This is a genomic window from Oryzobacter telluris (assembly GCF_043099285.1).
In the GTDB taxonomy this organism is placed as follows: domain Bacteria; phylum Actinomycetota; class Actinomycetes; order Actinomycetales; family Dermatophilaceae; genus Oryzobacter; species Oryzobacter telluris.
The window spans coordinates 720977-745998 of the sequence record NZ_CP170723.1; the positions used below are offsets into that span (position 1 = coordinate 720977).

General features: G+C 71.3%; 25 protein-coding genes. 14 read left to right on the forward strand and 11 right to left on the reverse strand.

Annotation, left to right across the window (positions count from 1 at the left end):
* The first annotated feature begins 14 nt into the window (after positions 1–14).
* Positions 15–1223, forward strand: coding sequence for a PucR family transcriptional regulator (locus ACFLFB_RS03220; RefSeq protein WP_392544263.1), 1209 nt, complete (start codon positions 15–17; stop codon positions 1221–1223).
* Between the two features lie 65 nt (positions 1224–1288).
* On the opposite strand, the gene ACFLFB_RS03225 is transcribed toward ACFLFB_RS03220, so the two are convergent.
* The gene (locus ACFLFB_RS03225; RefSeq protein ID WP_392544264.1) at positions 1289–2140 is read right to left on the reverse strand and encodes an alpha/beta fold hydrolase; all 852 of its coding nucleotides are present in this window, start codon (positions 2138–2140) and stop codon (positions 1289–1291) included.
* A 239-nt stretch (positions 2141–2379) separates the two neighbouring features.
* The gene (locus ACFLFB_RS03230) at positions 2380–2718 is read right to left on the reverse strand and encodes a cupin domain-containing protein (protein ID WP_392544265.1); all 339 of its coding nucleotides are present in this window, start codon (positions 2716–2718) and stop codon (positions 2380–2382) included.
* A gap of 245 nt (positions 2719–2963) precedes the next feature.
* Between ACFLFB_RS03230 and ACFLFB_RS03235 the strand changes: the two genes are divergently transcribed.
* A complete protein-coding gene (locus ACFLFB_RS03235; protein WP_392544266.1) occupies positions 2964–4517 on the forward strand; it encodes a molybdopterin-dependent oxidoreductase in 1554 nt (517 codons plus the stop codon).
* Positions 4518–4547: 30 nt separating this feature from the next.
* On the forward strand, positions 4548–5417 hold the full coding sequence (gene focA, locus ACFLFB_RS03240; RefSeq protein ID WP_392544267.1) for a formate transporter FocA: 870 nt from the start codon (positions 4548–4550) through the stop codon (positions 5415–5417).
* A gap of 84 nt (positions 5418–5501) precedes the next feature.
* Here focA and ACFLFB_RS03245 read toward each other — a convergent pair whose 3' ends face one another.
* The gene (locus ACFLFB_RS03245) at positions 5502–6341 is read right to left on the reverse strand and encodes a DeoR/GlpR family DNA-binding transcription regulator (protein WP_392545465.1); all 840 of its coding nucleotides are present in this window, start codon (positions 6339–6341) and stop codon (positions 5502–5504) included.
* A 2-nt stretch (positions 6342–6343) separates the two neighbouring features.
* On the reverse strand, positions 6344–8350 hold the full coding sequence (locus ACFLFB_RS03250) for a beta-galactosidase (protein WP_392544268.1): 2007 nt from the start codon (positions 8348–8350) through the stop codon (positions 6344–6346).
* 278 nt (positions 8351–8628) lie between these two features.
* Here ACFLFB_RS03250 and ACFLFB_RS03255 point away from each other — a divergent pair, with 278 nt between their 5' ends.
* From ACFLFB_RS03255 to ACFLFB_RS03270, 4 genes are read left to right on the forward strand one after another with little or no spacing between them, the layout of a single operon-like run.
* Entirely contained in the window at positions 8629–9984 is a 1356-nt protein-coding gene (locus ACFLFB_RS03255) for an ABC transporter substrate-binding protein (protein ID WP_392544269.1), read from the forward strand.
* Between the two features lie 22 nt (positions 9985–10006).
* Entirely contained in the window at positions 10007–10930 is a 924-nt protein-coding gene (locus tag ACFLFB_RS03260) for a carbohydrate ABC transporter permease (protein ID WP_392544270.1), read from the forward strand.
* A complete protein-coding gene (locus tag ACFLFB_RS03265) occupies positions 10927–11853 on the forward strand; it encodes a carbohydrate ABC transporter permease (RefSeq protein WP_392544271.1) in 927 nt (308 codons plus the stop codon). The genes ACFLFB_RS03260 and ACFLFB_RS03265 overlap by 4 nt, the downstream gene beginning before the upstream one ends.
* Positions 11850–14009 (forward strand): alpha-galactosidase, encoded by a 2160-nt coding sequence (locus ACFLFB_RS03270; RefSeq protein ID WP_392544272.1) that lies wholly within the window; start codon positions 11850–11852, stop codon positions 14007–14009. The genes ACFLFB_RS03265 and ACFLFB_RS03270 overlap by 4 nt, the downstream gene beginning before the upstream one ends.
* On the opposite strand, the gene ACFLFB_RS03275 is transcribed toward ACFLFB_RS03270, so the two are convergent.
* Together ACFLFB_RS03275 and ACFLFB_RS03280 are read right to left on the reverse strand one after the other, a co-directional pair.
* Positions 13991–15019 carry a LacI family DNA-binding transcriptional regulator gene (locus ACFLFB_RS03275; protein WP_392544273.1) on the reverse strand — a complete coding sequence of 343 codons (1029 nt, stop codon included), beginning with the start codon at positions 15017–15019 and terminating at the stop codon, positions 13991–13993. The genes ACFLFB_RS03270 and ACFLFB_RS03275 overlap by 19 nt on opposite strands.
* A 32-nt stretch (positions 15020–15051) precedes the next feature.
* Entirely contained in the window at positions 15052–16275 is a 1224-nt protein-coding gene (locus ACFLFB_RS03280) for a YibE/F family protein (RefSeq protein WP_392544274.1), read from the reverse strand.
* A 242-nt stretch (positions 16276–16517) separates the two neighbouring features.
* On the opposite strand from ACFLFB_RS03280, the gene ACFLFB_RS03285 reads away from it, so the two are divergent.
* From ACFLFB_RS03285 to ACFLFB_RS03295, 3 genes are all read left to right on the forward strand, one after another.
* Complete coding sequence (locus tag ACFLFB_RS03285) at positions 16518–16886, forward strand: STAS domain-containing protein (protein ID WP_392544275.1); 369 nt, start codon at positions 16518–16520, stop codon at positions 16884–16886.
* Positions 16887–17033: 147 nt separating this feature from the next.
* Positions 17034–17759 carry a GAF and ANTAR domain-containing protein gene (locus tag ACFLFB_RS03290; RefSeq protein WP_392544276.1) on the forward strand — a complete coding sequence of 242 codons (726 nt, stop codon included), beginning with the start codon at positions 17034–17036 and terminating at the stop codon, positions 17757–17759.
* 1 nt (position 17760) lies between these two features.
* On the forward strand, positions 17761–18516 hold the full coding sequence (locus ACFLFB_RS03295; RefSeq protein ID WP_392544277.1) for a GAF and ANTAR domain-containing protein: 756 nt from the start codon (positions 17761–17763) through the stop codon (positions 18514–18516).
* Between the two features lie 33 nt (positions 18517–18549).
* Here the strand turns inward: ACFLFB_RS03295 and ACFLFB_RS03300 are convergent, their stop codons facing one another.
* A complete protein-coding gene (locus ACFLFB_RS03300; protein ID WP_392544278.1) occupies positions 18550–19620 on the reverse strand; it encodes a PP2C family protein-serine/threonine phosphatase in 1071 nt (356 codons plus the stop codon).
* Between the two features lie 205 nt (positions 19621–19825).
* Between ACFLFB_RS03300 and ACFLFB_RS03305 the strand changes: the two genes are divergently transcribed.
* On the forward strand, positions 19826–20290 hold the full coding sequence (locus tag ACFLFB_RS03305) for a phage tail protein (RefSeq protein WP_392544279.1): 465 nt from the start codon (positions 19826–19828) through the stop codon (positions 20288–20290).
* A gap of 83 nt (positions 20291–20373) precedes the next feature.
* On the opposite strand, the gene ACFLFB_RS03310 is transcribed toward ACFLFB_RS03305, so the two are convergent.
* The 3 genes from ACFLFB_RS03310 to ACFLFB_RS03320 are packed head-to-tail and all read right to left on the reverse strand — an operon-like array spanning position 20374 to position 22656.
* Entirely contained in the window at positions 20374–21534 is a 1161-nt protein-coding gene (locus ACFLFB_RS03310; protein ID WP_392544280.1) for an alpha/beta hydrolase, read from the reverse strand.
* Positions 21531–22049 (reverse strand): VOC family protein, encoded by a 519-nt coding sequence (locus ACFLFB_RS03315; RefSeq protein WP_392544281.1) that lies wholly within the window; start codon positions 22047–22049, stop codon positions 21531–21533. The genes ACFLFB_RS03310 and ACFLFB_RS03315 overlap by 4 nt, the downstream gene beginning before the upstream one ends.
* Positions 22050–22083: 34 nt before the next feature.
* On the reverse strand, positions 22084–22656 hold the full coding sequence (locus ACFLFB_RS03320) for an NADPH-dependent F420 reductase (protein WP_392544282.1): 573 nt from the start codon (positions 22654–22656) through the stop codon (positions 22084–22086).
* 96 nt (positions 22657–22752) lie between these two features.
* Here ACFLFB_RS03320 and ACFLFB_RS03325 point away from each other — a divergent pair, with 96 nt between their 5' ends.
* Both ACFLFB_RS03325 and ACFLFB_RS03330 read left to right on the forward strand, forming a co-directional pair.
* Positions 22753–23244, forward strand: a complete 492-nt coding sequence (locus ACFLFB_RS03325; protein ID WP_392544283.1) for a MarR family winged helix-turn-helix transcriptional regulator — start codon at positions 22753–22755, stop codon at positions 23242–23244.
* 73 nt (positions 23245–23317) lie between these two features.
* The gene (locus ACFLFB_RS03330; protein ID WP_392544284.1) at positions 23318–23494 is read left to right on the forward strand and encodes a hypothetical protein; all 177 of its coding nucleotides are present in this window, start codon (positions 23318–23320) and stop codon (positions 23492–23494) included.
* Between the two features lie 9 nt (positions 23495–23503).
* Here the strand turns inward: ACFLFB_RS03330 and ACFLFB_RS03335 are convergent, their stop codons facing one another.
* Positions 23504–23686, reverse strand: a complete 183-nt coding sequence (locus tag ACFLFB_RS03335) for a hypothetical protein (RefSeq protein ID WP_392544285.1) — start codon at positions 23684–23686, stop codon at positions 23504–23506.
* A 299-nt stretch (positions 23687–23985) separates the two neighbouring features.
* Here ACFLFB_RS03335 and ACFLFB_RS03340 point away from each other — a divergent pair, with 299 nt between their 5' ends.
* Positions 23986–25008, forward strand: a complete 1023-nt coding sequence (locus ACFLFB_RS03340; protein WP_392544286.1) for an anti-sigma factor RsbA family regulatory protein — start codon at positions 23986–23988, stop codon at positions 25006–25008.
* The last annotated feature ends 14 nt before the right edge of the window (positions 25009–25022 follow it).

Here is a 25022-nt window from a genome sequence, read left to right on the forward strand (position 1 = left end):
AATATGGTCCGAGGATGACGACCGACGTGCAGCAGCGCATCGACCAGCTCGGCGAGCGCCTGCACCGGTCCGTGGTGCTCAACGACGCGTCGATCCGCCTGCTGTACTCGAGCAAGCACTACGGCGACGAGGACCCGGTGCGGATCCGGGCCGCGCTGCACCGCGACGCCGGCAGCCAGGCGATCGCCCACCTGCTCGCCCAGGGCATCACCCGCTGGACAGCCGCGGGACGTATCCCCGCGGCGCCCGACTTCGGCCTCCAGGCCCGGCTCCTGGTCCCGGTCCGCTGGCACGGCGAGATGCTGGGGTACGTCGTGGTGATCGACGCGCACGAGACGCTGACCCCCGACGAGGTGGCGCTCATCGAGGACTTCGCGCGCGAGGTCGCGGGCCTGATCATGTCCGAGCGCCACAGCGCCGACCAGCGCACTCGCACCGATGACGAGGACACGGAGGCCTGGCTCGGTCGGGATCCGGTGGCCCGTCCCCGCGGGATGGAGGGCCTCGTCTCTCGGGGAGTCCTGCCGGACTCTGCCCACGTCCGGGTGATCGTCGTCGAGCCGGTCCCTGCTCCGGCGACCGACGAGAACGGGACCCACGTGGCGCTGCGGCACTCGGTGGACGTCGTGCGCAGCCGGATGCGCGGAACCGCGCTCGCACGAGTCGCCGGGGGGCGGATGGCGCTCGCGATGGTCTCGCCCTCGCCGCTCGATGCCGACAAGGTGCGCCAGGCCGTGGGTCTCATCCGTGACGAGGTGCGTGACTTCCTCGGCGCTCGGGTGACGAGGGTCGGTGTCGGCGAGGAGGTCGCGGGTGTCGATCGAGCCTGGCTGTCGTGTCGGCAGGCGGAGCTGGCGCTGCGTGGCGCCTCGGTGCTCGGTCCGGACGAGATCAGCTTCTGGGAGGACCTGGGCTCCTTGCAGCTCCTCCTCCGCATCCCCGATGACGAGCTCGACGAGACCGCGGTGCCGCAAGCGGTCTTCGCGCTGCTGGCCGCCGACCCCCAGGGTCGGCTGGTCGAGACGCTGGAGGCCTACCTGTCCGCCGGCGGCGCCGGCTCTGCCGCAGCCAAGGTCCTCCACATCCACCGGACGACGCTGTACTACCGACTCGACCGGGTCCGCGAGGTCACGGGCCTCGACCTGGACGACGGCGAGACCCGGATGGCGCTGCAGCTCGGGTTGGCCACCCACCGGCTGCTGCGTGCGAGAGAGGTCCTGTGAGACGGCCATCCGCAGGAACGACGAACCGGGCCCCATCGCGCTGATGGGGCCCGGATCGCTCGGTCTCAGCGAGCGCTGTCGACGAACTCGGTGAAGGCCTCGGCGAACACCTTGGGGGCGCCGAAGAACGGGAAGTGATCCCCACCCTCCTCGCGCGTGAAGATGCGCAGCCGGGCCCCGGGGATCTGGTCGGCGATCCACTGCTGCGACCTGGCATCGACGTGGCTCACGTCTCCGCCCGTGACGAGGGTGGGGACGTCGATGCGCGGGAGGACGTCGCGCCAGTCCTGGAAGATGTGGTCCAGGAGCAGGCGCGCGCCGTAGGGCATCCTCAGCTTCAGGTTCTGCTCGTAGAGCCAGTCGACGTCGTCGGGGGACAGGTCAGGGGAGAGCATGCTCTCGAGGAACGCCCGACGAACCGCCGCCGCGTCATCACCCAGCACCCCCTGGACGAACGCTGCGGCGCCCGGGAAGTCGACGATCGCGCCGACGTCGCCCTGGTCCTCCTCGCTGAGCCACGGCGCGAGGGCGCACACGGACGGCTGGTCGATGAGCACGAGTGACTTGATGCGGTCGGTTCCGAAGAGGTCGATGTACGACCAGAGGACCGAGCACCCCATCGAGTTGCCCGCGAAGTGGGCCTTGTCGATGCGCAGCGCGTCGATGAGCTCGAGGAGGTCGTCGGCGAGCGAGGCGATCCGAGCACCGTTGTCGGTCGACCCCGACTCGCCGTGGTTGCGGTAGTCGTAGGAGACGACGCGGTACTGGTCGCCGAGCTCGGCGATGAACCGGTCGTACATCGCCCTGGTCTGCGACCAGCCGGTGAGGAGGACGACGGTTTCGGCGCCGGACCCGGCAGCGGCCCCGTTCTCCTCGTAGTGGAGGCGGCACCCGTCGCGGGTCGTGAAATCAGCCATGGAGTACCCCTTTGTACTGACGCATGAGGCGGATCAACTCGTGCACCGGTCGTCTCGGCCGGCCATGGAGTGACCATCACGCAGAGGCGTTCGTCGGGACTACGAGCGCTGGATGAAAAGTATCCCTGCGCCTTCCGACAAACTGTCGGGTTCGGAGTGGGCCTCCGACCCGAGCCGGAAGCCGACGGTCGTCAGGGCAGGGCAGGGCAGGGCGGGGCGGGGCGGGGCGGGTCAGGGTGTCAGGCTCGGCTCTTCAGGGCCACGGTCAGGAGGACCACCGAGTCCTCGACGGCCTCCAGCGCGTGCCGGGTGTCGGGGACGGTGATGACGTCACCCGGCGATCCGTTCCACCTGTCCTCGCCCGCGACGAGGGTGACGCGGCCATGGAGCACCTGAACAGTCGCCTCTCCCGGGTTCTCGTGGTCGCTCAGGTCCGAGCCGGCGCGCAGCGCGATCAGGGTCTGACGGAGGCGGTGCTCGTGGCCGCCATGGATGGTGTGCGCACTTCGGCCGCTGGACGCGGTCGACGCCGTCTTCAGGTGGTGACGGATCAGGGCCGTCAGTGACTCCTTGGGCATGGGTCTCCTCATGTGGGTGGTGGTCTTGGACCCACTGTCGCTGCCGCGTGTCCACAGCGGCAGAGGCGAAGGTCCCTTCCCCGGGCTGGGACCAGCGCGTGGTCGGATCAGCCACGCACGCGTGGCGCGGTCCCCGGCGAGTAGGGCCTCGACTAGGGGCTTTCGGCCCTAGCCGGACGCTGGTGCGACCCGTAGACAGGGCTGGTCCCCACCTTCCCGTTGGTTTCCAGTGCCGGAGATGACGCATGTCCCTGCTGTCCATGGCGGCTCCCGCCCCAGGCGTCACCGAGCTCGGCTTCCCCTGGTGGCTCCAGGTCACGCACCTGCTGAACTTCCTCTTCCTCGGCCTGCTCCTGCGGTCCGGCTGGGAGATCCTCGCCTCGCACCCACGGCTGTACTGGCGCAACGACTGCGGGCCCGACACGGAGTGGCTGAAGTTCACCAAGGACCGGGTACCGAGCGAGGTGGGCGCGTTCACCGCGCGCGACGACCAGCGCAGCCTGCACCCGCTCGTCTCGTTGCCCGGTCGGGGGAAGATCGCTCTGGGTCGCGCATGGCACGGGCTCGTCACGACCGCATGGGTCCTCAACGGGCTGGTCTACGTGGGGCTGCTCTTCGGGACCGGGCAATGGCGCCGGATCGTCCCGACCTCGTGGGACGTCCTGCCCGAGGCGTGGGAGTCGGCCACGGTCTACGCCGGGTTCAGCGCCCCCGCCATCGAGCACTTCCAGCCCTACGACGCCCTGCAGATGCTCGGCTACAGCTTCATCGTCTTCGTCGTCGCACCGCTCATGATCGTCACCGGTCCGGTGATGTCCCCCGCGGTCGTCGGCCGGTACCCCTGGTACCCCAAGCTGTTCGGTGGCCGTCAGGCGGCCCGCTCGATCCACTTCATCGGGATGGCCGTCTTCGTCGGTTTCATCGTCATGCACGTGGCGCTGGTCTTCCTCGTGTACCCCGAGCACAACCTCGTGCACATGATGATGGGCGTCGAGTACGACCCCGCGCTGGTCGCCCAGGCCGTGACCCGCACGGTCATCGGCATCACCGCGGTCGTCGTGCTCTGGATCGCCGCGTCGTACGGATCCCTGATCGACGTGCGCAAGAGCCAGCGCGTGCTCTACGGCCTCCAGAAGCCCCTCAAGAAGTGGGTGCTCGGCCCGATGACGTCGCGGCAGCGGGCGGCGCAGGTCTTCACCGAGGACGACATCTCACCGTTCCACTGGGTCAACACCCGCCCGCCGGACGAGGCACAGTCCGCCGAGTGGCTGGCCCTCAGGGCAGACGACTTCGCCGGCTTCCGCCTGCAGGTCGGGGGCCTGGTCCGTGAGGAGAAGTGGTTCACCGTCGCCGACCTCAAGGTCATCCAGGCCCAGGACCAGATCACCCTCCACACCTGCATGCAGGGATGGACCGGCATCGCCAAGTGGTCGGGCATCCGGCTGCGGGACGTGCTGGCCCAGGTCGAGCCGCTCGAGGGGGCGAACTACGTGATGGTCGAGTCGTTCGGCATGGCCCAGCACATGCACGACGGCCGTCCCGTCGAGCCGTACTACACCTGCCTCACCACAGACATGGCCCTCGAGGACGAGACGATCCTCGCCTGGGGCATGAACGACGCGAACCTGCCTGACATGTACGGCGCCCCGCTGCGACTGCGGACCGAGTCCATGCACGGCTACAAGATGGTCAAGTGGGTCAGGTCCGTCACCTGGATCAAGGACTACCGCGACGTCGGGGACGGCATGGGCGGGACCCGCGAGGACTCGGGCTACCAGGACATGGACGCCCGCATTTAGGAACCGGCACCATCACCGAAGGGCAGTGCCGTGTCTGACTCGAACTCGATCCTCAACCCGGACCAGATGGCCACCGCCGCCGAGGACGCGGCGTTCGGCAAGGCCACCGGGGGCCTGCTGAAGTCGTTCCTGCTCGGGCTGACCGCGGGCGGGTACATCGCCCTCGGCTTCGTCTTCTTCACCACCAGCCAGGTCGGCGCTGCCGACCTGCCCTACGGGGTGGCGAAGGTGCTCGGCGGCGTCGTGTTCGCGACCGGGCTCGTCCTGGTGGTGCTGACCGGAGCCGAGCTCTTCACCAGCTCGACGTTGACGCTGACCGCGCGCGCGAGCGGTCGGATCACCTGGCGCCAGCTGGTGAGCAACTGGGTGGTCGTCTACGTCGCGAACTTCCTCGGGGCGCTGACGATCGTGGCCCTGGTCTACGTGGGCGGCACCTGGAAGAACGCCGACGGCGCCTGGGGAGCCGTCGTCCTCGACACGGCCCTGCACAAGGTCCAGCACACGTTCCTCGAGGCGTTCGTCCTCGGCGTCCTGTGCAACCTCATGGTGTGCTTGGCCGTGTGGGCCGCCTACTCCGGCCGGACCACGACCGACAAGGTCCTCGCGGTCACCATGCCGATCGCCCTCTTCGTCGCCACAGGCTTCGAGCACTCCGTCGCCAACATGTTCATGATCCCGCTGGGCATCCTCATCAAGGAGAACGCAGGACCCGACTTCTGGACGACGAGCGGACTCGATCGGTCCGGGTACACGGAGCTGACCTGGCCGGGGTTCTACCTCGACAACCTGCTGCCCGTGACGATGGGGAACATCGTCGGCGGTGGCGTGATGATCGGCGTCCTGTACTGGACCATCTTCCACTTCCTTCCCCGCCGGAAGAGTCTCCCCGCGCCCGGCTGAGGCCCTGACCGTCCCCGCCAGGGCGGGCGGGACGGCGGGATGTCACCCGTCACCCGCGCCCGTTCTCCCCGACGAGGGTCCTCGTCAGGTCGCGGCACCGACCGGGGAGGGGTCGGGGTCGCCGGTCTGTCGGCGTGCGACCGCGGACCCCACCGGCTCGGCGAGGACGAGCTGTTCCACCTGGTCCTCGAGCACGGACCGCGCCCGCGCGGAGATCCCCGAGTCGGTGATGAGGGTGTCGACCTGGTTCAGGCCCATGAACGTGGACAACCCCACCAGGCCGACCTTGCTGTGGTCGGCGAGGACGCACACGGAGCGCGCGGAGCGGACGAGGGCGCGGTTCGTCTCCGCCTCGACGAGGTTCGGTGTCGTCAGCCCCGCTTCACGGTCGATGCCGTGGGCTCCGAGGAAGAGCCGGTCGACGTGCAGACCGGCCAGGGCGGTGACGGCGACGGGACCGACGAGGGCGTCCGACGGGGTCCGGACGCCTCCGGTGAGGACGACGACGTGCGCGGCGCCCTCGGCGTCGTGGAGCAGCTGGGCGACGGGGACGGAGTTCGTGACGACGGTGAGGTGAGGGACGTCCCGGATGGCTCGCGCGAGCTCGTACGTCGTCGTGCCGGCGGAGATCCCGATGGTGGACCCGGGCCGCACCATCCGCGCGGCCGCGAGGGCGATGGCGTGCTTCTCGGCCGTCATCAGGGCGGACTTGGCGCCGAACCCGGGCTCGTCGGTGGCCCGGGGCACCACGGCCAGGGCGCCGCCGTGGACCCGCTCGAGCAGACCCTCGCCGTCGAGCCGCTCGATGTCGCGGCGGACCGTCATGTCCGAGACGCCGAGCTGGTCGACGAGCTCGGAGACGCGGGCGCCACCGAACTCGTTGACGATCGCCAGGATCGCGGAACGGCGTTGGGTGGCGAGCACGGTCATGACTCCCGGATGACGGCGGCCCGGCGGGCGGGCACGGTGGTCGTGGGACCGACGGGATCCCCAGTGACCAAGTCGTACCCCATGACGTCGACGACGCACGGCTCATCGGTGTGGTTGAGGACGAAGAGCCACGAGCCGTCAGCCCCCCGCCGGCGCACGACGTCGACCCCGGGGGGCACCACGGCCGCGGGTGCCACTCCCGCGCGGTCGACCAGCGCGTCGAGGAGGGCGCCGAAGGTGGCGTCGTCGAGCAGTGTGCCGAGGTACCACGCCGTGCCCTCGCCCACGGGACGTCGGCTGGCGGTGACCCGACCGGCCAGGGGACCTTCGGCGTACGTCAGCAGGACCTCGACGTCGTCTCCGGTGGCACGCGCGTCCTCGCTCCAGACCCGGCCACGGCCCGTGCCGGCGAGGGAACCCTCGACCACGACCTCGTCCTCGGAGCGCAGGGGTGCGAACTCCTCGACCCGGACCCCGAGGAGGTCGCGGAACGCTCCCGGGTACCCGCCGAGGAGGACGTGGTCCTCGGGGGTGGAGATCCCCGAGAAGTACGTCACGAGGACCTCGGCGCCTCGCACGGCAGCCGCCGTGATGGCCTGCGCCGCACCGTCGCTGACGACGTACAGCGTGGGAACGACGACGGCGCGGTAGCGCGTCAGGTCGGCGTCGGGATGCACGACGTCGCAGGTGATCCCGCGATCGCGCAGCAGGCGGTGGACCGTGTGCGCGACGGTGACGTAGTCGACCTCCGCCGAGGGCATGGCCGGTCCGGCGACCGCCCACTGCGCCTCGAAGTCGAAGACGATCGCCACGTCCGCCTCGACGTGCGAGCCGACGAGCTCGCCCAGGCGACCGGCCACGGCGCCGAGCTCGCAGACCTCGCGGAACCGGTCGCTGTCCTCACCGGCGTGCGGGACGAGGGCGGAGTGGAACTTCTCGGAACCGGCACGGGACTGCCGCCACTGGAAGAAACCGATGACGTCGGCGCCCCGGGACACGTGGCTGAGCGAGTCGAGCACGGTCTGCCCCGGGCGCTTGGCAGGGTTGACGGGCTGCCAGTTCACCGCGCTGGTGGAGTGCTCCATCAGCATCCACGGCGCCCCGCCGGCCAGACCGCGGGTGAGGTCGCCGGCGAAGGCCAGCTCGGCCCGTGGGTGCTCGAGGGTGTCGACGACGTAGTGGTCGGTGCTCACGACGTCCTGGTGGGGAGCCCACCGGTGGTAGTCGAGGTGGCGGAACTGGCTGAGCGTCATGAAGTTGGTCGTGACCGGCACGGCTGCCGAGTGGCGCCGGATGACGTCCTTCTCGGCGAGGAAGAACTCGAGCAGGACGTCGGACCCGAAGCGCGCGAAGTCCAGGACCTGGGTGGGGTTGTTGAGCGTGGTGGAGCGCCGCGGCGGCAGGATCTCGTCCCACGCCGTGTACTGCTGGCTCCAGAAGGCGGTTCCCCAGGCCTCGTTGAGCGCGTCGAGCCGGACGTACCGCCCCTCCAGCCAGCGGCGGAACTCCACGGCGCAGGTGTCGCAGTAGCAGGGCAGGTTGTGGCAGGCGTACTCGTTCGAGACGTGCCACATGGCCAGGGCCGGGTGGTCGTGGTACCGGGAGGCGATGCGGTCGGTGAGGCCCAGCGCGAGGTCGCGGTAGAGCCGCGACGACGGACACCAGGCCTGTCGGCTGCCCGGCCAGAGCGTGTGCCCGTCGCGGTCGACCGGGAGCACCTCGGGGTAGGCGGTGGTGAGCCACGGTGGCGGGGTCGCGGTGGCCGTGGCGAGGTCGACGGCAATCCCGTTGTCCGCCAACAGGTCCATGACGTCATCGAGCCAGCCGAAGTCGTACTCACCCTTCGACGGCTCGAGCCAGGACCAGGAGAAGACGCCGAGGGTCACGAAGCTGACCCCGGCGTCGCGCATGAGGCGCATGTCGTCGTGCCACGTCTCCCGTGGCCACTGCTCGGGGTTGTAGTCGCCGCCGAAGGCGACGCGATCGGCGGGCCACGGGCGCATGGCGGACAGTGTGGGGACGGTTCCGTCCAGTTGTCAACAACTTCGCACATCGCGGTGGTGAACCCACCTTCGACAAGAGGGCCGCCCGGCGGGGGCAGTTTGTGAGCGCTCACATGGGCCTTCCACGTGCGAATATTCCTGTCGGACAGGCCCAGCAGGGCCCTCAGAGGGCGGTCGAGGCCCTTGACACCACCCGGGGACACTTCCACACTCGCCGTGAATCGCCGATGTTTGGTTCTGGTCGAAACTGTCAGAATCGGCCCGTCAAAGGAGACACCATGGCACGTCCGGCCCCCCGTCAGAGCCGCCCCTCGAGCACCATCCCTGCCTCCGTCGCCGGCGTGGACCGCCGCTCCCTCCTGCGCGGAGCGCTGGGAGCCGGCGCCCTCCTCGGGGTCCCGGCGACCCTCGCCGCGTGCGGCGGCGACCCGGCACCGTCAGGGTCCGGTGGTGCGTCGGCCAAGGCCGGACCGGTGAAGTTCGGGATGAACGAGGCGAAGGGCTCCGGCCCGGCGTACGAGCGGCTCCAGGCGATGGCCGACGCCTACGCGAAGAAGACCGGGGCGCAGGTCTCCCCGAACGCCGTGGACCACAACACCTTCCAGGAGAGCATCAACACCTACCTGCAGGGCACCCCCGACGACGTGTTCACCTGGTTCGCCGGGTACCGCATGTCGCAGTTCGCCGAGAACGAGCTGATCAGCGACATCAGCGACATCTGGCCCATCGACGGCCTCGGTGACGCGTTCAAGAAGTCGGCCACGGCCTCCGACGGCAAGCAGTACTTCGTGCCCGTGAGCTACTACCCGTGGGCCGTGTTCTACCGGAAGTCGGTCTTCGAGAAGAACGGCTGGGCCGAGCCCAAGACCCTCGACGAGCTCAACGCCCTGATGAAGGACATGCAGGGCAAGAAGATCACCCCCTTCGCCTTCGCGGCCAAGGACGCCTGGGCCCCCATGGGCACCTTCGACATCCTCAACATGCGGCTCAACGGCTACGACTTCCACATGGCCCTGACCAAGGGCGAGAAGAAGTGGGACAGCCCCGAGGTGAAGAACGTCTTCGCGACCTGGAAGACGCTGCTGCCCTACCACCAGGAGAACGCCCTGGGGCGGACCTGGCAGGAGGCGGCGACCTCCGTGGAGAAGCAGGAGTGCGGCATGTACCTCCTGGGCACCTTCGTCGTCGACGGGGTCTCGAAGGAGGCCGCCGAGGACATGGACTTCTTCACGTTCCCGGCCCTCGACCAGACCATCGGCAACGACGCCCTCGACGCCCCGATCGACGGCTTCTGCGTGGCCGCCGGCGGAGAGGAGCAGGAGTCCGCCAAGGCGTTCGCCAAGTGGCTCGGGTCGGCCGAGGCCGCCGACGCCGCGAACAACGCCGCCTCCGCACCGATGATCGCGGCCAACTCCGGTGCCAGCACGGCGAAGTACGGGGCGCTGCAGAAGAAGTCGGTCGAGGTCGTGCAGAACGCGAAGTCCATCGCGCAGTTCCTCGACCGCGACACCAACGCCGACCTCGCGAACACGGTCATCACCGCGTCGATCCAGGACTTCCTCAAGAACCCGGACAACATCGACTCCATCACGGCGTCGATCCAGCAGCAGGCCGCCTCCATCCTCGGCAAGTGAGCCAGGGTCGGGTGACGCGCCCATGACCACGGCAACGAGGGCCCGACCCGGGAGGCGCCGCGCCTCCCGGCGGGTCGAGAAGCGCAGGAGCACGCGCGACCGCATCGTCATCTCCCTGATGATCGGCGTCCCCACGCTGCTCGTCGTCTGGCTGGTCTGGCTGCCGGCGTTGGCGTCGGTGCTCCTGTCCTTCACGAAGTGGAACGGGTTCAAGTTCAGCGGGATCCAGTGGGTCGGCACCCAGAACTACAGCGACATCGCGACGATCTACCCGCCGTTCTGGCCTGCCATCCAGCACAACCTCATCTGGCTGGTCTTCCTGTTCGTCCTGCCGACGATCGCGGGCGTCGCGCTCGCCGTGGTCCTCGACCGCGAGATGTGGGGGAGCCGGTTCTACCAGACGGCGTTCTACCTCCCCGTCGTGCTGTCGATGGCGCTCGTGGGCTTCATCTGGCAGCTCTTCTACTCCACGGACCAGGGCCTGATCAACGAGGTGTTCGGGAGCAACATCGACTGGTACGGCGACCCGGACGTCAACCTGTGGGCGGTGCTCGTGGCGACGGCCTGGCGGCACACCGGCTACATCATGCTGCTCTACCTGGCAGGTCTGAAGGGCATCGACGCGTCACTGCGCGAAGCGGCGGCCGTGGACGGCGCGAGCGAGGTCAAGACGTTCTTCCTCGTCATCTTCCCGGTGATGCGCCCGATCAACCTCATCGTGCTCGTCATCGTCGTCATCGAGTCGCTGCGCGCGTTCGACCTCGTGTGGATCATCAACAAGGGCCGCAACGGGCTCGAGCTGATCTCTGCGCTCGTGTCGCAGAACGTCGTCGGCGAAGCCACCCGGTACGGGTTCGGCTCGGCGCTGGCCGTCATCATGATGATCATCTCCTCGGTGTTCATCGCCGTCTACCTGCGGATCGTCTTCCGGGAGGAGGGCCGATGAGCGTCGAGACCGTGCCGACCACGAAGAAGCCCAAGGGCGCGGCGAGCCAGCACTCCGCCGGTGGAGGGGTGATCAACCGCCGCCGCGGGACGGTGGCCACCGTCGTCATGTTCGTCCTGGCCGTCGTGTGGCTCTTCCCCCTGCTGTGGTCGGCGTACAACTCCTTCCGCGACTACTCCTTCACCCAGACCAACGGGTACCTCTCGTTCGGCGGGTGGACCCTGGACAACTACTCGGAGGCCTGGAACCGCGGCAACTTCGGGCTGCACTTCAAGAACTCGCTGATCATCACGATCCCGGCCGTGGCGCTCACGCTCTTCCTGTCCTCCCTCGTCGGGTTCGTCCTGTCGCGGTTCTCGTACCGCTTCAACCTCACCCTGCTCGGGATCTTCCTCGCGGCCAACCTGCTCCCGCCGCAGGCACTGCTCATCCCGGTCTTCCGGATGTTCAAGGAGGTGCCGCTGCCGGCGGTGATGAGCGAGAGCGGCACGATGCTCAACAGCTACTGGTCGCTGATCCTCGTCAACACGGCGTTCCAGATGGGGTTCTGCACCTTCGTCCTCAGCAACTACATGAAGACGCTGCCGTACGAGATCTACGAGTCGGCGGAGCTCGACGGAGCATCCGTGTGGCGTCAGTACTGGCAGCTGACGATGCCCCTCGTCCGCCCGGCCCTCGCCGCCCTCGCGACCCTGCAGGTCACGTGGATCTACAACGAGTTCTTCTGGGCCACGGTGCTCCTGTCGCGTGGCGAGAAGTACCCGGTCACCAGCGCGCTGAACAACCTGCGCGGCCAGTTCTTCGCCGACACCAACCTCGTCGCCGCGGGGTCCATCATCGTCGCGCTCCCGGTGCTCATCGTGTTCTTCGTCCTGCAGAAGCAGTTCGTCTCAGGGCTCACGCTGGGCTCCACCAAGGGATGACCGTCACCACCACGGTTCGCGGCGGCGGCGCCCTCCTCGTCCTCGGCCAGGACGGAGAGGGCCTCCCGTCGGTCCTGCGCTGGGGCGCCGACCTGCCCGACGAGGCCGTCGCCGACCTCCTCCTGCTGCGGGAGGGGCCGGTGCCCCACAACGCCCTCGACGACCCGTGGGACCTCACGGTCCTCCCCACCGCTGGTGAGGGCTGGCTGGGCACGCCGGGGATCGCGCTCCACCGGGCGGGAGGTTCAGCCGCGCCCCGCTGGCGCGCGACCGTCTCGGTCGAAGGATCCTGCATCGAGGTGCGGGCCGCGGCGGACGCCTGCGCCGCGGAGGTCGTCCTTCGCCACCATCTCGACGAGCACGGCGTCCTGCGCGTGTCCTCGTCGATCACCTCCACGGCCGCGGCCGACGAACCGCCTCTCGAGGTGTCCGCCCTCCGGACCCTCGTGCCGCTGCCCACCAGGGCCGACGAGCTCCTCGACCTCTCCGGTCGGTGGATGAGGGAGCGCGCGCCCCAACGTCATCCCCTCACCGACGGCACCTTCGCACGGCAGGGACGGCGCGGACGCACCGGTCACGACGCCACCCTCCTGCTCGTCGCCGGCACCTCGGGCTTCGGCTTCCGCCACGGAGAGGTGTGGGCGGCCCACGTCGCCTGGAGCGGCAACCACGAGCACCTCGTCGAGCGGCTGCCCGAGCGCGCAGGGACGGCCGCGGCCGTCCTCGGTGGCGGAGAGCTCCTCGCTGCGGGAGAGGTGCGGCTCGCCGCGGGGGAGACCCACCACGCCCCCGACGTCGTCCTCGTGTGGTCGGACGAGGGTCTCGACGGGCTCACCCGCAGACTCACCGGACACCAACGGTCGCGGGCCGACGAGCGCACGCGACGTCCTCGCCCACTCGTCCTCAACACGTGGGAGGCGGTGTACTTCGACACCGACCTGGAGCACCTCACCCGGCTCGCGGACACCGCCGCGTCGATCGGCGTCGAACGGTTCGTCCTCGACGACGGCTGGTTCGGCTCGCGCCGCGACGACACCCGCGGCCTGGGCGACTGGGTGGTGTCGGCGGAGGTGTGGCCGGACGGGCTGGGACCGCTCGTCGACCACGTGCGCTCCCTCGGGATGGAGTTCGGCCTCTGGTTCGAGCCGGAGATGGTCAACCTCGACTCCGACCTCGCCCGCGCCCACCCGAACTGGATCCTCGGACCGGCCGCGGGACCACCGCGCCCTGCCCGCCACCAGCACGTCCTCGACCTCGCCGCCCCGGACGCGTACGACCACGTCCTCGAGGCCGTGAGCCGGCTCGTCGGCGAGTACGAGATCGACTTCATCAAGTGGGACCACAACCGCGACCTCCACGACGCGGTGCGCAGCGACGGTCGGGGCGAGGACCGGCCGGCCGTGGGGGAGCAGACCCGTGCCCTGTACCGGCTCCTCGACGAGCTGCGCTCGCGGCACCCGCATCTCGAGGTCGAGTCGTGCTCCAGCGGGGGCGGCCGGGTCGACCTCGGCATCCTGGAGCACACCGACCGGGTGTGGACCTCCGACTGCAACGACGCGCTCGAGCGCGTGGCCATCCAGCGGTGGACCGGGCTGCTCGTGCCGCCGGAGCTCATGGGCACCCACATCGGGCCGCCCCGTGCGCACACCACTCATCGAGAGCTCGACCTGTCGCTGCGGATGCTCGTGGCCCTGGGCGGCCACGCGGGGCTGGAGTGGGACCTCACCCAGTGCTCGGTCGACGAGCTCGAGGCGCTGCGCCGCTGGAGCGCCCTCTACCGCGAGCTGCGACCCCTCGTGCACCACGGTGACGTCGTCCGGTCGGACCATCCCGACCCCTCGCTCGTCGTCGGGGGAGTGGTCGCGAGCGACCGCTCGGAGGCGGTCTTCTCGATCGTCCAGGTGACGACCGGACGCGGGGTCTCACCGGGCCCCGTCCCGCTCCCGGGCCTCGACCCGGCGCGCCGCTACCGCGTGCGCGTGCGGCCCGAGGCGGGGCTGCCCGCGACGCTGCAGACGCGCCCGCCGGGGTGGTTCGAGCGGGCCGTCGAGGGTTCCGGAGTGGTGGTCTCGGGCGCCGTCCTGGGGTCAAGCGGGTTGCCGCTTCCGGTGCTGGCCCCCGCGCAGGGCCTCCTGCTTCACCTCGTCGGCGTCTGACCCTTCGCCGGAGGGGCGGTCGACGCCCGGACGACGAGCCGCGGCGGGATGAGCCGCGACGGGCACGGCTCCCCGGCCAGGGCGGCGAGGACGAGACGCACCGCCTCCCTCCCGAGGGCCGAGAAGTCCTGCTGCACGGTGGTCAGGGGAGGGCTGAGGAAGCCGGCCTCCGGGATGTTGTCGAAACCCACGACCGAGATGTCCTCGGGGACGCGACGGCCCGACTGCGCGATCGCGCGGTAGGCGCCGACCGCCATCTGGTCGTTCGCGACCACCACGGCGGTGAGCTCGGGGTGCTGGCCGAGCAGCCGGTGCATGGCCTGGTGGCCGGAGCGGGCGCTCCAGTCGCCGTCGAGGACGGGACCCGGGCGGAGGCCGTGGGCCTCGAGGGCCGCGAGGAAGGCCGCCCGTCGCTCCACGGCCTGGGGCCAGTCGGCGGGACCGGCGACGTGCCCGATGTGACGGTGACCGAGCTCGACCAGGTGGCGCGTGGCGATGGTCGCCCCCGCCCGCTGGTCGACGCCGACGGAGGCCGTGGCCCCTCCCAGGGCGCCGTCGACGCTGACCACCGGGATGGCGACGTCGGCGACCGAGGAGTCGATGCCGGCCCACCCGTGGGCGGACACGACCACCACCGCTTCGACGGCGCGGTCGACGTGGCGCTCGAGCGCGGCCGACACGTTGTCGGTCGACATCGTGTCCTGGGGGTCGAGGGAGATGACGTAGCCGGCCTGCCGGGCCGCCTCCGCGACGGCGACCACCGTGCTCGCCGGCCCGTGGAACGCCAGCTCGTCGACGACGACGCCGATGACGCGGGTGTGCCCGCTGGCCAGGGCCCGGGCGATGGAGTTGCGGCGGTACCCGAGGTCGGAGACGGCCTGGTGGACCCGCAGCCGGGTGGCCGCGCTGACCGTCTGGGGGGCGTTGAGCACCCGGGACACCGTCTGGTGCGAGACACCCGCGCGGCGCGCGACATCGGCCATCGTGGGGGACGGCCGCTCCGACGTCATGGACGCATCGTACGAGGGCTGCCGACACCGGTTCAGCGGTGGCGGCTGCTCCTCGTCCTCGGCGGCGGCTCCTCGCCGTCGGCGACAGCCGCGACGCGAGCCCCGGTGACGGTCGCGGCGGCGATGGCGGTGGTCAGGGGGACCGCGAGGACGAGGCCGATGCCGCTGCACAGGGTCCGCGCGACCTCGGTGGCGATGTCCTCGGTGCCGAGCAGGTCCAGGAGGGGGAGCTGGTAGAGGTAGACCAGGAGCAGGACGGAGAGGGCGGCGCCGGCGTAGGCGAAGACGATGGTGTAGATCGTCGAGGCGATGTGGTCGCGGCCGATGCGCATCGCGCTGCGGAAGATCTCGGTCCGGGTGAGCTCGGGGGCGGCGCCGCGCAGCTCCCACACGGCGGAGGACTGGGTGATCGTCACGTCGTTGAGCACCCCGAGCCCGGCGATGACGATGGCGCCCATCAGCAGCGAGGGGAAGTCCAGGCCGCCGACGTACCCGGAGAGCAGGTCACCGGTCTCGTCGCTGACGCCGCTGAGGTGCGACGTGCTCACGGCGGCGGCGGCGATGGCCGCGGTGAGCAGGATGCCGCCCAGCGTGCCGGCCAGCGCGGTGCTGGTCCGGACGGAGACCCCGTGGGCGAGGTAGAGGACCACGAACATGATGGCGCTGGCCGTGACGAGCGCGACCGCCACGCCCGCCTCGCCGGTCAGCAGCGCGGGGAGCATGAACCGGGCGATGACCAGCCCGCTGAACACCAGGCCGACGATGGCGAGCAGCCCCCGGAGCCGGGCCACGAGGGCGACGACGAGGACGAAGGCGAGGGCGTACCACCCGAGGTCACCGGCCCGGTCCACGCCGACGAACGTGAAGCTCGGCGGTTCGCCGCCCCCGCCGGGGACCTGGAGCAGCTGAACCGAGTCGCCCGGACCGAGGTTCGCCGAGGCGATGGGGCCCTGCAGGGGCACCTTGACGTCCTCGCTGCGGGTGGGGCCGGTCGTCAGGCGCGCGGTGACCAGCACGCAGGCCCGGGCGGGCGCGCTCGAGGAGGGGTCGCTGGGGCTGAGCTCGTCGGGGCAGGTCGGGTCGACCTTGATGATCTCGGCGTGGGGGAACGTCACCCCCGGGGCGGCGTACTCCAGACCGGCACCGACCTTCTGCACCGTGGCGGCGTCGGGCCAGAGCACGACGAGACCGACGAGGGTGGCGACCCCGAACGCCACCAGGGCGCCCAGGAGAACCGCTCGCGCGCGCGTGGGCACCGGGACGTCCTCCGCCGAAGCGTTGCCCGCCCCGTGACGGTGGCCGTGTGAGCCGCTCATCGTCTCCCTTCGCGCTCGCGTGTCGCGAGTGTAGGGCGTGCTCAGCCCCGCACGGTTCGGCGGATCGGCGGCGCCACACCCGGCGCTGTGGGCCCTGTCGCGGTCGGTCCTGCAGGACTAGAATGAGAGGTCCACGGCTGCCCCGGACCCGGTGGTGAAACCCATCGACCGGAGGAGTCGACATGCGAACCGTCGCAGCTCGGACCGCCTCGCGCAGCAGGACCTCGACGACCTTGCGGACCCGTCACCGGGACGCGGGCGACGCCTGGGTCCTCGAGCTGTCGGGGGAGGCCGACATCACCACCGTGCACCTGCTGACGCGCGAGCTGGACCGGCTGGTGGACCGCCACCCTCGCCGGGTGGTCGTCGAGTTGGCGGACCTGACGTTCTGCGACGTCCGCTCGGCCTCCCTGATCCTCCAGATGGCGCACACCGTGCCCGTCGAGCTCAGCGGTGCGGCGGGTCCGGTCAAGCGGGTGCTCGACCTGCTGCTCCCGGTCGAGCGGCCACCCGGTGGTCGCGTCCTCACCGACGTCTCGGCCGTCTCCTGAGTTGTCCCGGGACCGCGGCGTCGATGCGGTGTACGTTCGGGGGACGACGTGGTTTCGGGACCGGATGGTCGACCCGCGCACCCGTGACGTGGGCCCGGACGGCACCCGCGAGGAAGCAGGGTCGAGATGGCGTCATCGCTGGAGACCATGAAGCACGAGCTGAACGACCTCATGGCCAGCGTGCCCCCGGGACTCGAGGCCGCCGACCGGCTGTGCCAGGCCTGCGTCGACCTCCTCGGGGTCGACGGCGCCGCCATCTCGATGGTGCAGGACGGCTTCTCCTTCGGCACCTACGGGGCGAGCAGCGAGGTCAGCCGGCGCCTCGACGAGTACCAGTTCACCTTCGGTGAGGGCCCCTGCCTCGATGCCGCGGCCACGGGCGGCGCCGTGCTCGTTCCCGACCTGGACTCCGTGGACGAGCGCCGCTGGCCCGCCTTCGCGGCCGCGGTGGTCGACGAAGGGGTGCGGGCCGTGTTCGCCCTGCCCATCATGCTGACCACCGCGTGCGTCGGGGCGCTCGACCTGTTCCGCGAGGGCCCGGGTCCACTGGGTGAGCAGCGCCTGGCGGCAGGCTGGCTGGCCGCCGAGCTGGCGGCCATGCCGCTGCTCGACCTCGTGGCCGGTGCCACCGTGGACCAGGCGCCGGAGGACGATGGCGTGGAGCAGCTGGCCGACCTGGACCGGGTCGAGGTCTACCAGGCCACCGGGATGCTCGTGTCACAGCTCGACGTCGACCCGGACGAGGCGCTCGTGCGCCTGCGGGCGCACGCCATCGCCACCGGCCAGACGGCCAAGGAGGTGGCGTGGGCCATCCTCGAGCGCAGACTGGTCCTCGAACGGGACCCGGACGACCGGCGACGAAAGGGTGGATGAGGTGGACACGAGGGAACACGAGATCATCCGCGCCTTCGTCGAGCTGTCGAACGAGCTGGTGGACGGCTACGACATGACCGACCTGCTGGCCCGCCTCACCACGAACTGCGCCGACCTGCTCGACATCGACGCCGCGGGGCTCCTGCTCGCCGACGGTCACGGGGTGCTGCACCTCGTGGCCGCGTCCTCGGAGGGGACCCGGCACCTCGAGGTCCTCCAGCTCCAGCGCAAAGAGGGGCCGTGCCTGGACACGTACCGCACGGGCGCTCCGGTGGTCGCCCCGGACCTCGTCGCGGAGGCCGATCGCTGGCCACAGTTCTGCCGGGCCGCTGCGCAGATCGGCTTCGCCTCCGTGCACGCCCTGCCGATGCGGCTCCACGACACCGTCCTCGGGGCGCTGGGGCTGTTCGGCGCCACCGCCGGACGCCTCGCCGACGACGACCTCGACCTCGCTCAGGCCCTCGCCCACGTGGCCAGCGTCGCGATCGTCAACGAGAAGGCGGCCGCGGACTCGGCCACGGTCAACGCCCAGCTGCAGCACGCCCTGACCAGCCGCGTCGTCCTCGAGCAGGCCAAGGGCGTCCTCGCCAACGTCGGGGGGATCGGCATGGACGACGCCTTCACGGCACTGCGTCGATACGCCCGCGACCACGGCGAGAAGCTCACCGACGTCGCGCGGCGGGTCGTCGGCCGCGAGCTCGACGGCCAGCTCGTCCTCGACCACGCCGTGGGCGTCGGCGTCCTCCCGCACCCGTAGCCGACACCCGCGGTCGGGTGTCGGCCCGACGGGCTACGACCGCGGGCCGCGCGCGGGCGCGGACCCGCCGTTGTTCTCGGCGAGCACGAGGGCGACGTCGTCGGTGAGGGCGTGGCCGACGTGGACCGTGAGCGCTGCGATGAGGCGGTCCAGCGCCTCGTCGAGCGTCCCGCTCCCCAGGGTGGAGGCCGCACTCGTCAGCTCGAAGAACTGGCCCTTGCGGTCGCGTCCCTCGGTCGTGCCGTCGGTGTACAGCAGCAGGCGCATGCCGGGGGCCCAGGCCCGCGTGACGGCCACGGGGTCAGGGTGCAGCCCCAGGGGAGGCACCGGGTCGCCGGTGTCCAGCACCGTGGCCGTGTCGCGGCTGCCCCCGCCGATGAGGATCGGCGGGAGGTGGCCGACGTTGACGACCTCGAGCGAGCTGTCGTCGCCGAACTGCACGAGCACGGCGGTGACGAAGTCCTCGACCTCGGCCACGGCGGTGACCACGACGTCCAGCTCACGGGCCAGCCCCGCGAGGTCCTCGACGGAGTACGCGGCGCGGCGGAAGGCACCGAGCACCGTCGCGGCGAGCTGGACGGCCTCCAGTCCCTTGCCCCGGACGTCGCCGACGATGGCGCGGGTGCCGAACGGCGTCGAGACCACCTCGTAGAGGTCCCCGCCGATGCGGGCCTCCTCGGTGGCGGACACGTACCGGGCCGCGAACCCGACCGGGCCGACCGCGGCTGGCATGGCCCGCAGCAGCGCCCGCTGGGCGGCCTCGGCGATGAGGGTGATGCGCGACAGGCGGCTCTCGCGCCGTTCGCGGCTCGTGGCGATGACGACTGCTGTCACCGAGAGCGCGACGACGATGACCAGCCGGACGCCCCAGTCGAGCCCGAGGTTGCCGTTCCACAGGAACGACAGGGCCGAGGTCACCACGGCCGCCACGCCGCACGTGAGGACCAGCCGCGTGCGCAGCAGCGCCGCGGCCAGCACGGGGGCCAGCCCGTAGGTCCCGGAGAGCGTGCGCTGGGTGCTGGTGGCGTCGAAGACGGCCAGGACCAGGAGGACCGAGAGGCAGGCGAGGAGCAGCAGGCGCTCCTGCGCGACCGACCGCTCCATCAGGCACCGCCTCTCCACGCTGCCGCGCGGGATGCGCTTGGGGCCCAACCTAGACCGGGAGGTGCATCGGGCGCTCGCGGTAGCAGGACACGAAGAGGGTGACTGCGGACGCGCGGCGGGACGGCGGACGAGTGCGCGGTTCCGGGGCGTGGCGCCCGCGGCTAGCGTGGCCCCCGAGAGGTCGCCGAGTGCTGTGGAGGTCCGGATGTCCTACGTCGTCGACTTCGTGGACGTGTCCACCGTCGGGCTCGAGTCGTCGCCCGTCGCCGAGGCGCTCGCCGGGCTGCGGGCGAACGAGGCCCGGTACTTCCGCACCAAGTACGCCCACGTCTTCACCGTCGAGCCGGCGAGCGAGGCGCCGGACGTCGTCGAGCGCGTGCGCCGCATCATCGAGGAGGAGCGCGACTTCACCATCGCCTCACCGCCGCTCGAGGCGACCGAGTTCGAGGTCGACGGCATCCGGTGGTCGTACGTGTTCCACGAGTCGGGGCTGTCGGTGAACGTGCTCTACACGCTCGAGGAGGGTGGGAAGCGGGCCGTGGGGTTCAAGCTCTCCGACGGCATGGAGGTGCCCGCCGAGCTCGCCGAGCGGTTCAAGTTCGCGCGCCAGAGGTCGAAGCTGGCCGGCACCATCCGCGGGTCGTTCTTCGTCGTCAAGGGGACCTACTGACGACATCCGGGCACGAAGGGTGGCTCGTGGCTGCTCCGCCGTGCTGACCGGGACCGTTGGCCACCCCTCACTGCCGCCGTGGTTCAGGCGGGGTCCGGCCCCGAGGCCACGGCGTGGGCAGCGCGGACGACCGCGAGGACGGTCTCGAGCTCGTCCGGTGTCCGCGGGCCGAAGAGCATGACGAACCCGGCGGCGAGCCGGGTCCCGGCCCACGGGTGGGGGACGCCCCACCCGTGCGCGACGAGGTCGGCGGCATGGGCGGCAGGAAGGGCGAGGTGCAGTGACCCGTCGTACGCCGGGTGCAGGTGGGCGAACTCGCGCACGCCCGGGACGAGGTAGGCGTCGTGCGGTCCGGTGCCGTCGGGAAGGGCGAAGGCCCTCGCCCCGGGCACGGAGATGTGCGAGGGGCCGCCGTGGACTCCAGCGAGGGCGCTGATCCGCTGGAAGAGGCTCTCCTGCAACGACTCCGGCGCGGTCTGGGACAGCTGCTGCTGCGGGATGTCCCACGACACCTCGGGTGCCGGACCCTCCCGGTGGGGCAGTGCGCCACCGGGCACGGCGTCCCACACGGCACCCGAGGGGGCGCCCACGGGCGCCGGCCCGTCGGTGGCCAGGTGCGCGACGCGCTCGGCCACCCATCCGGCCAGGCGGTGCAGCGTCGCGGCCGTGATGCCGTGGCCACCGGGGTCACGGCGGCCCACCGTGGGGGCGCCGGACTCGGTGTGGAGGTACGCCCAGGTGCGGTCGAGGAGCTCGCGCGGGATGACGTGGTCGGCCTCGCCCCGAGCCACGAACACCGGCAGGTTGGCCAGGCGGCCGCGGTCGAGCGGCACACCGGCGTCGAAGGGCAGCGTCCCGTACAGGATCGCGGCGCCCGCGAAGCGGGTCGGCTCGGCGAGGGCGAGGCCGCCGGCGAAGGCGGCGCCCCCGCTGAAGCCGACGAGGACGACCGGCCGCCCGGCGGGGGCGACCTCGTCCAGCCAGCGAAGGAACCATGCCATCGTCGCCTCGAGGGACGACGCGACGGGGCGGCCGATCCCGCGGTTGGCGAACCACGCGAAGCCGCCACCCTCGGCGATGGGCGCCCGCACGGCGGCGTACTCCACGCCGCCGGGCAGGTGCGGGGCCAGCGAGAGGATCTCGCGCTCGTTCGACCCCCGGCCGTGGAGCAGGACGACGAGCGGGGCCGACGGGTCGGCACCGTGCGTCGCGACCACCGACGCCGCGAAGGCGGTGATGCTCATCGCGGGTCGGGCGCGTCGAGGGGAACCAGCTCGGCGGCGGTGCGGACACCGGACCACGTCGTGACCTCGGCCGAGAGGTCCAGGCGCTCCACCGGCGCGGAGTTCTCGTACTCGCCCCAGGTGTCGCGGGGCAGCATCCACATGACCTCGAACTCGTTGCCGTCGGGGTCCTGGGCGTACAGGCTCTTCGTGGCCCCGTGGCTGGACTCGCCACCGAGGGCGCCCAGGCGCTGCAGGGTCGAGCGCGCGTCGACGAGCTCGTCGATCGTGTCGACCTGCCAGGCGAGGTGGTACAGCCCCAGCGACCCGCGCGGCCGGGGAGCCTGCGCGCCCACGCCGAACAGGCCGAGGTCGTGGTGGTTCCCCGACCGGGGGAGTCGCAGGAAGGCGGCTCGGGCGCGGGGCTCCCGCGCCACGACCGTCATCCCGAAGGCCTGCTCGTAGAAGGCGACGCTGCGGTCGACGTCGCTGACGAACAGCACGGCGTGGTTGAGGCGCACGGCGTTGACGGTCATGGTGCGGTTCCGTTCTCTGGTGGTGTGAAGGGGATCAGGCGACGACGCCGAAGCCGCCGGTCCACGAGATCTTCTCGTTGGCGGCGAGCGTGATCTGGAGGAAGCCGATGGCCTCGAGCTCACGGGCACGGGACAGGCCGCCGGCGTCGATGGCCTTCAGGCCACCGGACGTGACGATCCCGGCCAGAGTCGCCTTGGCGTCGGCGTCGTCACCGGCGATGAGGACGGTGGTGGGCAGGTCGCCCACGGTTCCCGAGGCGAGGGTGCCGGCGAAGTTGGTGTTGAACGCCTTGAGGACGAGCGACTGCGGCAGGGCTGCGGCGATGCCCGCGGTGGCCGAGCCGTCGGCGGGCACGACCAGCGAGTCGAAGGTCTCGAAGTTCAGCGGGTTGGTGATGTCGACGACGACCTTGCCGGCCAGGGCCGGACCCCAGGTCGCGAGGACGTCGGCGACGGCCGGGTGGGGCACGGCGAGGACGACGACGTCGCCGAGCGCGATGTCGGTGTCCGCCTTGGTGACCAGCGTGACGGTGTGCCCGCCGCAGCCGGCGACGGCGGCGATGGCCTGGCCCATGTTGCCGGTGCCGATGATCGAGATGTGCGCCATGGTGTCCTCCTGAGGATGAGAGATTTGGTTGTTGATACAAGTAACTGTAGCGCATCGAAAGTTGTTCCTTCAACCAACTGCGGTACAGTTGCCGGTATGGAGACCCGATGGCTCGACCCAGAGGAGCGGGCGGCCTGGCTGCGGCTGGCCGCCGTCGTCGAGCTGCTGCCCGGCGTCCTCGACGCCCAGCTGCGCCGTGACTCGGGCCTGAGCCACTTCGACTACTTCGTGCTGGCGATGCTGTCCGAGGCTCCCGAGCGGACCTTGCGGATGACCGCGCTGGCCCAGCGCACCAGCGCGACGCTCCCGCGGCTCTCGCACGTCGTCCAGCGCCTCGAGGGCCGCGGGCTCGTCGAGCGCTTCCCCTGCCCGCAGGACGGCCGGGCCACGAACGCCCGGCTCACCGACGAGGGGTGGGACGTCGTCGTCGCGGCCGCACCGGCCCACGTCGAGGCGGTGCGCCACCACGTCATCGACGCCCTGACCCCGACGCAGGTGCGGCAGCTGACGAGGATCGCCGACGCCCTCCTCGGGCGGCTCGACCCGGAGGGCCGGGTCCGCGAGCTCCTCGCCCCGCAGCAGGCCTGACACCACGGAGGACGCCGCTCACCGGCGCGGCCGGGCCATGGATCGCGGCAGGCCCCCGGAGTACGGTCGAGGCATGAGCGACCAGCCGGACGCGACGCCCCCGAAGGGCGAGCAGGCAGGGCTGGACGCCGCCGCGGCCTTCGCCCACGACGACGCCCTGGCCGACGAGATGGACGAGGAGTCCTTCCCCGGCAGCGACCCGCCGTCGACGTGGGCCGGACACGACCGTCCGCCGCCCGACCAGCCCTGAGGCCGCGCGTCACGGGTCGTCGTCGTCCCCCAGGGGGTCGGTGTCCTCGTCGGAGCCGCGTAGGACCTCGTCGACCTCGTCCTGGGTCAGGTGTCGCGGCGAGCGTGAGGCGGCCAGCACGAGCACACCCAGCAGCTCGATCTCCCGGGCGAGCTCGTCGTCGGAGAGCTCCGGTGCCGAAGGGGGTTCCACGGGCAACTGCCCCTTCCGTGACGTCGCGGGCTGGTCCTGGACTCCCCGTGACCCCAGTGTCCGCCACGCGAAGGCCCGGAGGAATGGCCCGATGTGATGGTTGGGGTGCGGACACAGGGCCCGTTCGGACGCCGAACCGCCGGGCCGGGGCGCGTCGGAGACCCGTCGGTACGGGGTTTCCCTGAGGGTCCGGGTGTCCCCACGACTGCCCATCGGGCGCCGACCGCAGTAGTCTTCGCAGGTAGGCCCCGGTTGCTCAGCCCATGCGATCGAGTGCACACCTCGTGAGGAGGGTGCCCATGACATCGAGAACGCCCGCCACCAGCGGCGCTGTCGACGGCGTCTCGGCGACCCCCGCGATGGAGGGGGCTGCGAGGGCGGCGTCGCCCCGTCCTCCGGCCCATGACCGCTACCGGCACGAGGCCTACTTCTGGCGTGGCGCCGACAGCTTCCTCGCGCGGACCGTGCCGTTCGTGCTCGACGGCCTCGAGCTCGGGCAGCCGGTCATGGTCGCCCTCGTCCCGCGGCACCTCGAGCTGCTGCGCGACGCCCTCGGCACCGCGGCGAGCGAGGTCCGCCTGCTCGACATGAGCGAGCTCGGCGCCAACCCCGCCCGGATCATCCCGGCCTGGCGGGACTTCACCGACGAGCACGCCGGCTCCGGGCGTCCCGTGCGGGGCATCGGGGAACCCATCTGGCCGGGCCGGCGGGGGAGCGAGCTCGCCGAGTGCCAGCTGCACGAGGCCCTGCTGAACGCGGCCGTCCCCCCGGACACCCCCCTGTGGCTGCTGTGCCCCTATGACGCCGAGGGCCTCCCGGACGCCGTCCTCGAGGAGGCGCGACGCTCGCACCCGGTCGTCGTCGAGGACCTCGAGCCGGCCGACGGCACCTACGGCGGGCCGACCCACCTCGGGACCCTGTTCGCCGCCGAGCTGTCCCCACCCGACCCGCGTGTCCCGGTCCGCGACTTCCGCCGCGGCCAGCTCGCCGCGGTGCGGGCCGAGGTCGAGGCGCGGGCCCTCGCGCTCGGCCTGGGGGTCGACCGCGGGCAGGACCTCGCCCTCGCCGTGCACGAGGTCGCCGTCAACAGCGTCGAGCACGGTGGCGGCAGCGGCGACCTGCGGATGTGGGAGGAGCCCGAGGCGCTCGTCGTCGAGGTGCGCGACACGGGCCGGATCGAGGACCCCCTCGCCGGCCGCCACCTGCCGTCGTGGGACGACGTCCGGGGTCGCGGCCTCTGGATGGCGCACCAGCTGTGCGACCTGGTCCAGGTCCGTTCCGGCGACGCCGGCACCACGGTCCGCATCCACACCTGGCTCTGACCGCCGAGCGTCCG

Coding starts and splice junctions, on each gene's coding strand:
- ACFLFB_RS03250 (WP_392544268.1), bottom strand. CDS start 8,350: ATGCGCCCGTGGCCCGCCGATCGCGTCGCCTTCGGCGGCGACTACAAC.
- ACFLFB_RS03255 (WP_392544269.1), top strand. CDS start 8,629: ATGGCACGTCCGGCCCCCCGTCAGAGCCGCCCCTCGAGCACCATCCCT.
- ACFLFB_RS03340 (WP_392544286.1), top strand. CDS start 23,986: ATGACATCGAGAACGCCCGCCACCAGCGGCGCTGTCGACGGCGTCTCG.
- ACFLFB_RS03230 (WP_392544265.1), bottom strand. CDS start 2,718: ATGCCCAAGGAGTCACTGACGGCCCTGATCCGTCACCACCTGAAGACG.
- ACFLFB_RS03270 (WP_392544272.1), top strand. CDS start 11,850: ATGACCGTCACCACCACGGTTCGCGGCGGCGGCGCCCTCCTCGTCCTC.
- ACFLFB_RS03275 (WP_392544273.1), bottom strand. CDS start 15,019: ATGACGTCGGAGCGGCCGTCCCCCACGATGGCCGATGTCGCGCGCCGC.
- ACFLFB_RS03220 (WP_392544263.1), top strand. CDS start 15: ATGACGACCGACGTGCAGCAGCGCATCGACCAGCTCGGCGAGCGCCTG.
- ACFLFB_RS03300 (WP_392544278.1), bottom strand. CDS start 19,620: ATGGAGCGGTCGGTCGCGCAGGAGCGCCTGCTGCTCCTCGCCTGCCTC.
- ACFLFB_RS03325 (WP_392544283.1), top strand. CDS start 22,753: ATGGAGACCCGATGGCTCGACCCAGAGGAGCGGGCGGCCTGGCTGCGG.
- ACFLFB_RS03315 (WP_392544281.1), bottom strand. CDS start 22,049: ATGACCGTCAACGCCGTGCGCCTCAACCACGCCGTGCTGTTCGTCAGC.
- ACFLFB_RS03320 (WP_392544282.1), bottom strand. CDS start 22,656: ATGGCGCACATCTCGATCATCGGCACCGGCAACATGGGCCAGGCCATC.
- ACFLFB_RS03260 (WP_392544270.1), top strand. CDS start 10,007: ATGACCACGGCAACGAGGGCCCGACCCGGGAGGCGCCGCGCCTCCCGG.
- ACFLFB_RS03265 (WP_392544271.1), top strand. CDS start 10,927: ATGAGCGTCGAGACCGTGCCGACCACGAAGAAGCCCAAGGGCGCGGCG.
- ACFLFB_RS03310 (WP_392544280.1), bottom strand. CDS start 21,534: ATGAGCATCACCGCCTTCGCGGCGTCGGTGGTCGCGACGCACGGTGCC.
- ACFLFB_RS03285 (WP_392544275.1), top strand. CDS start 16,518: ATGCGAACCGTCGCAGCTCGGACCGCCTCGCGCAGCAGGACCTCGACG.
- ACFLFB_RS03235 (WP_392544266.1), top strand. CDS start 2,964: ATGTCCCTGCTGTCCATGGCGGCTCCCGCCCCAGGCGTCACCGAGCTC.
- ACFLFB_RS03305 (WP_392544279.1), top strand. CDS start 19,826: ATGTCCTACGTCGTCGACTTCGTGGACGTGTCCACCGTCGGGCTCGAG.
- ACFLFB_RS03330 (WP_392544284.1), top strand. CDS start 23,318: ATGAGCGACCAGCCGGACGCGACGCCCCCGAAGGGCGAGCAGGCAGGG.
- ACFLFB_RS03225 (WP_392544264.1), bottom strand. CDS start 2,140: ATGGCTGATTTCACGACCCGCGACGGGTGCCGCCTCCACTACGAGGAG.
- ACFLFB_RS03290 (WP_392544276.1), top strand. CDS start 17,034: ATGAAGCACGAGCTGAACGACCTCATGGCCAGCGTGCCCCCGGGACTC.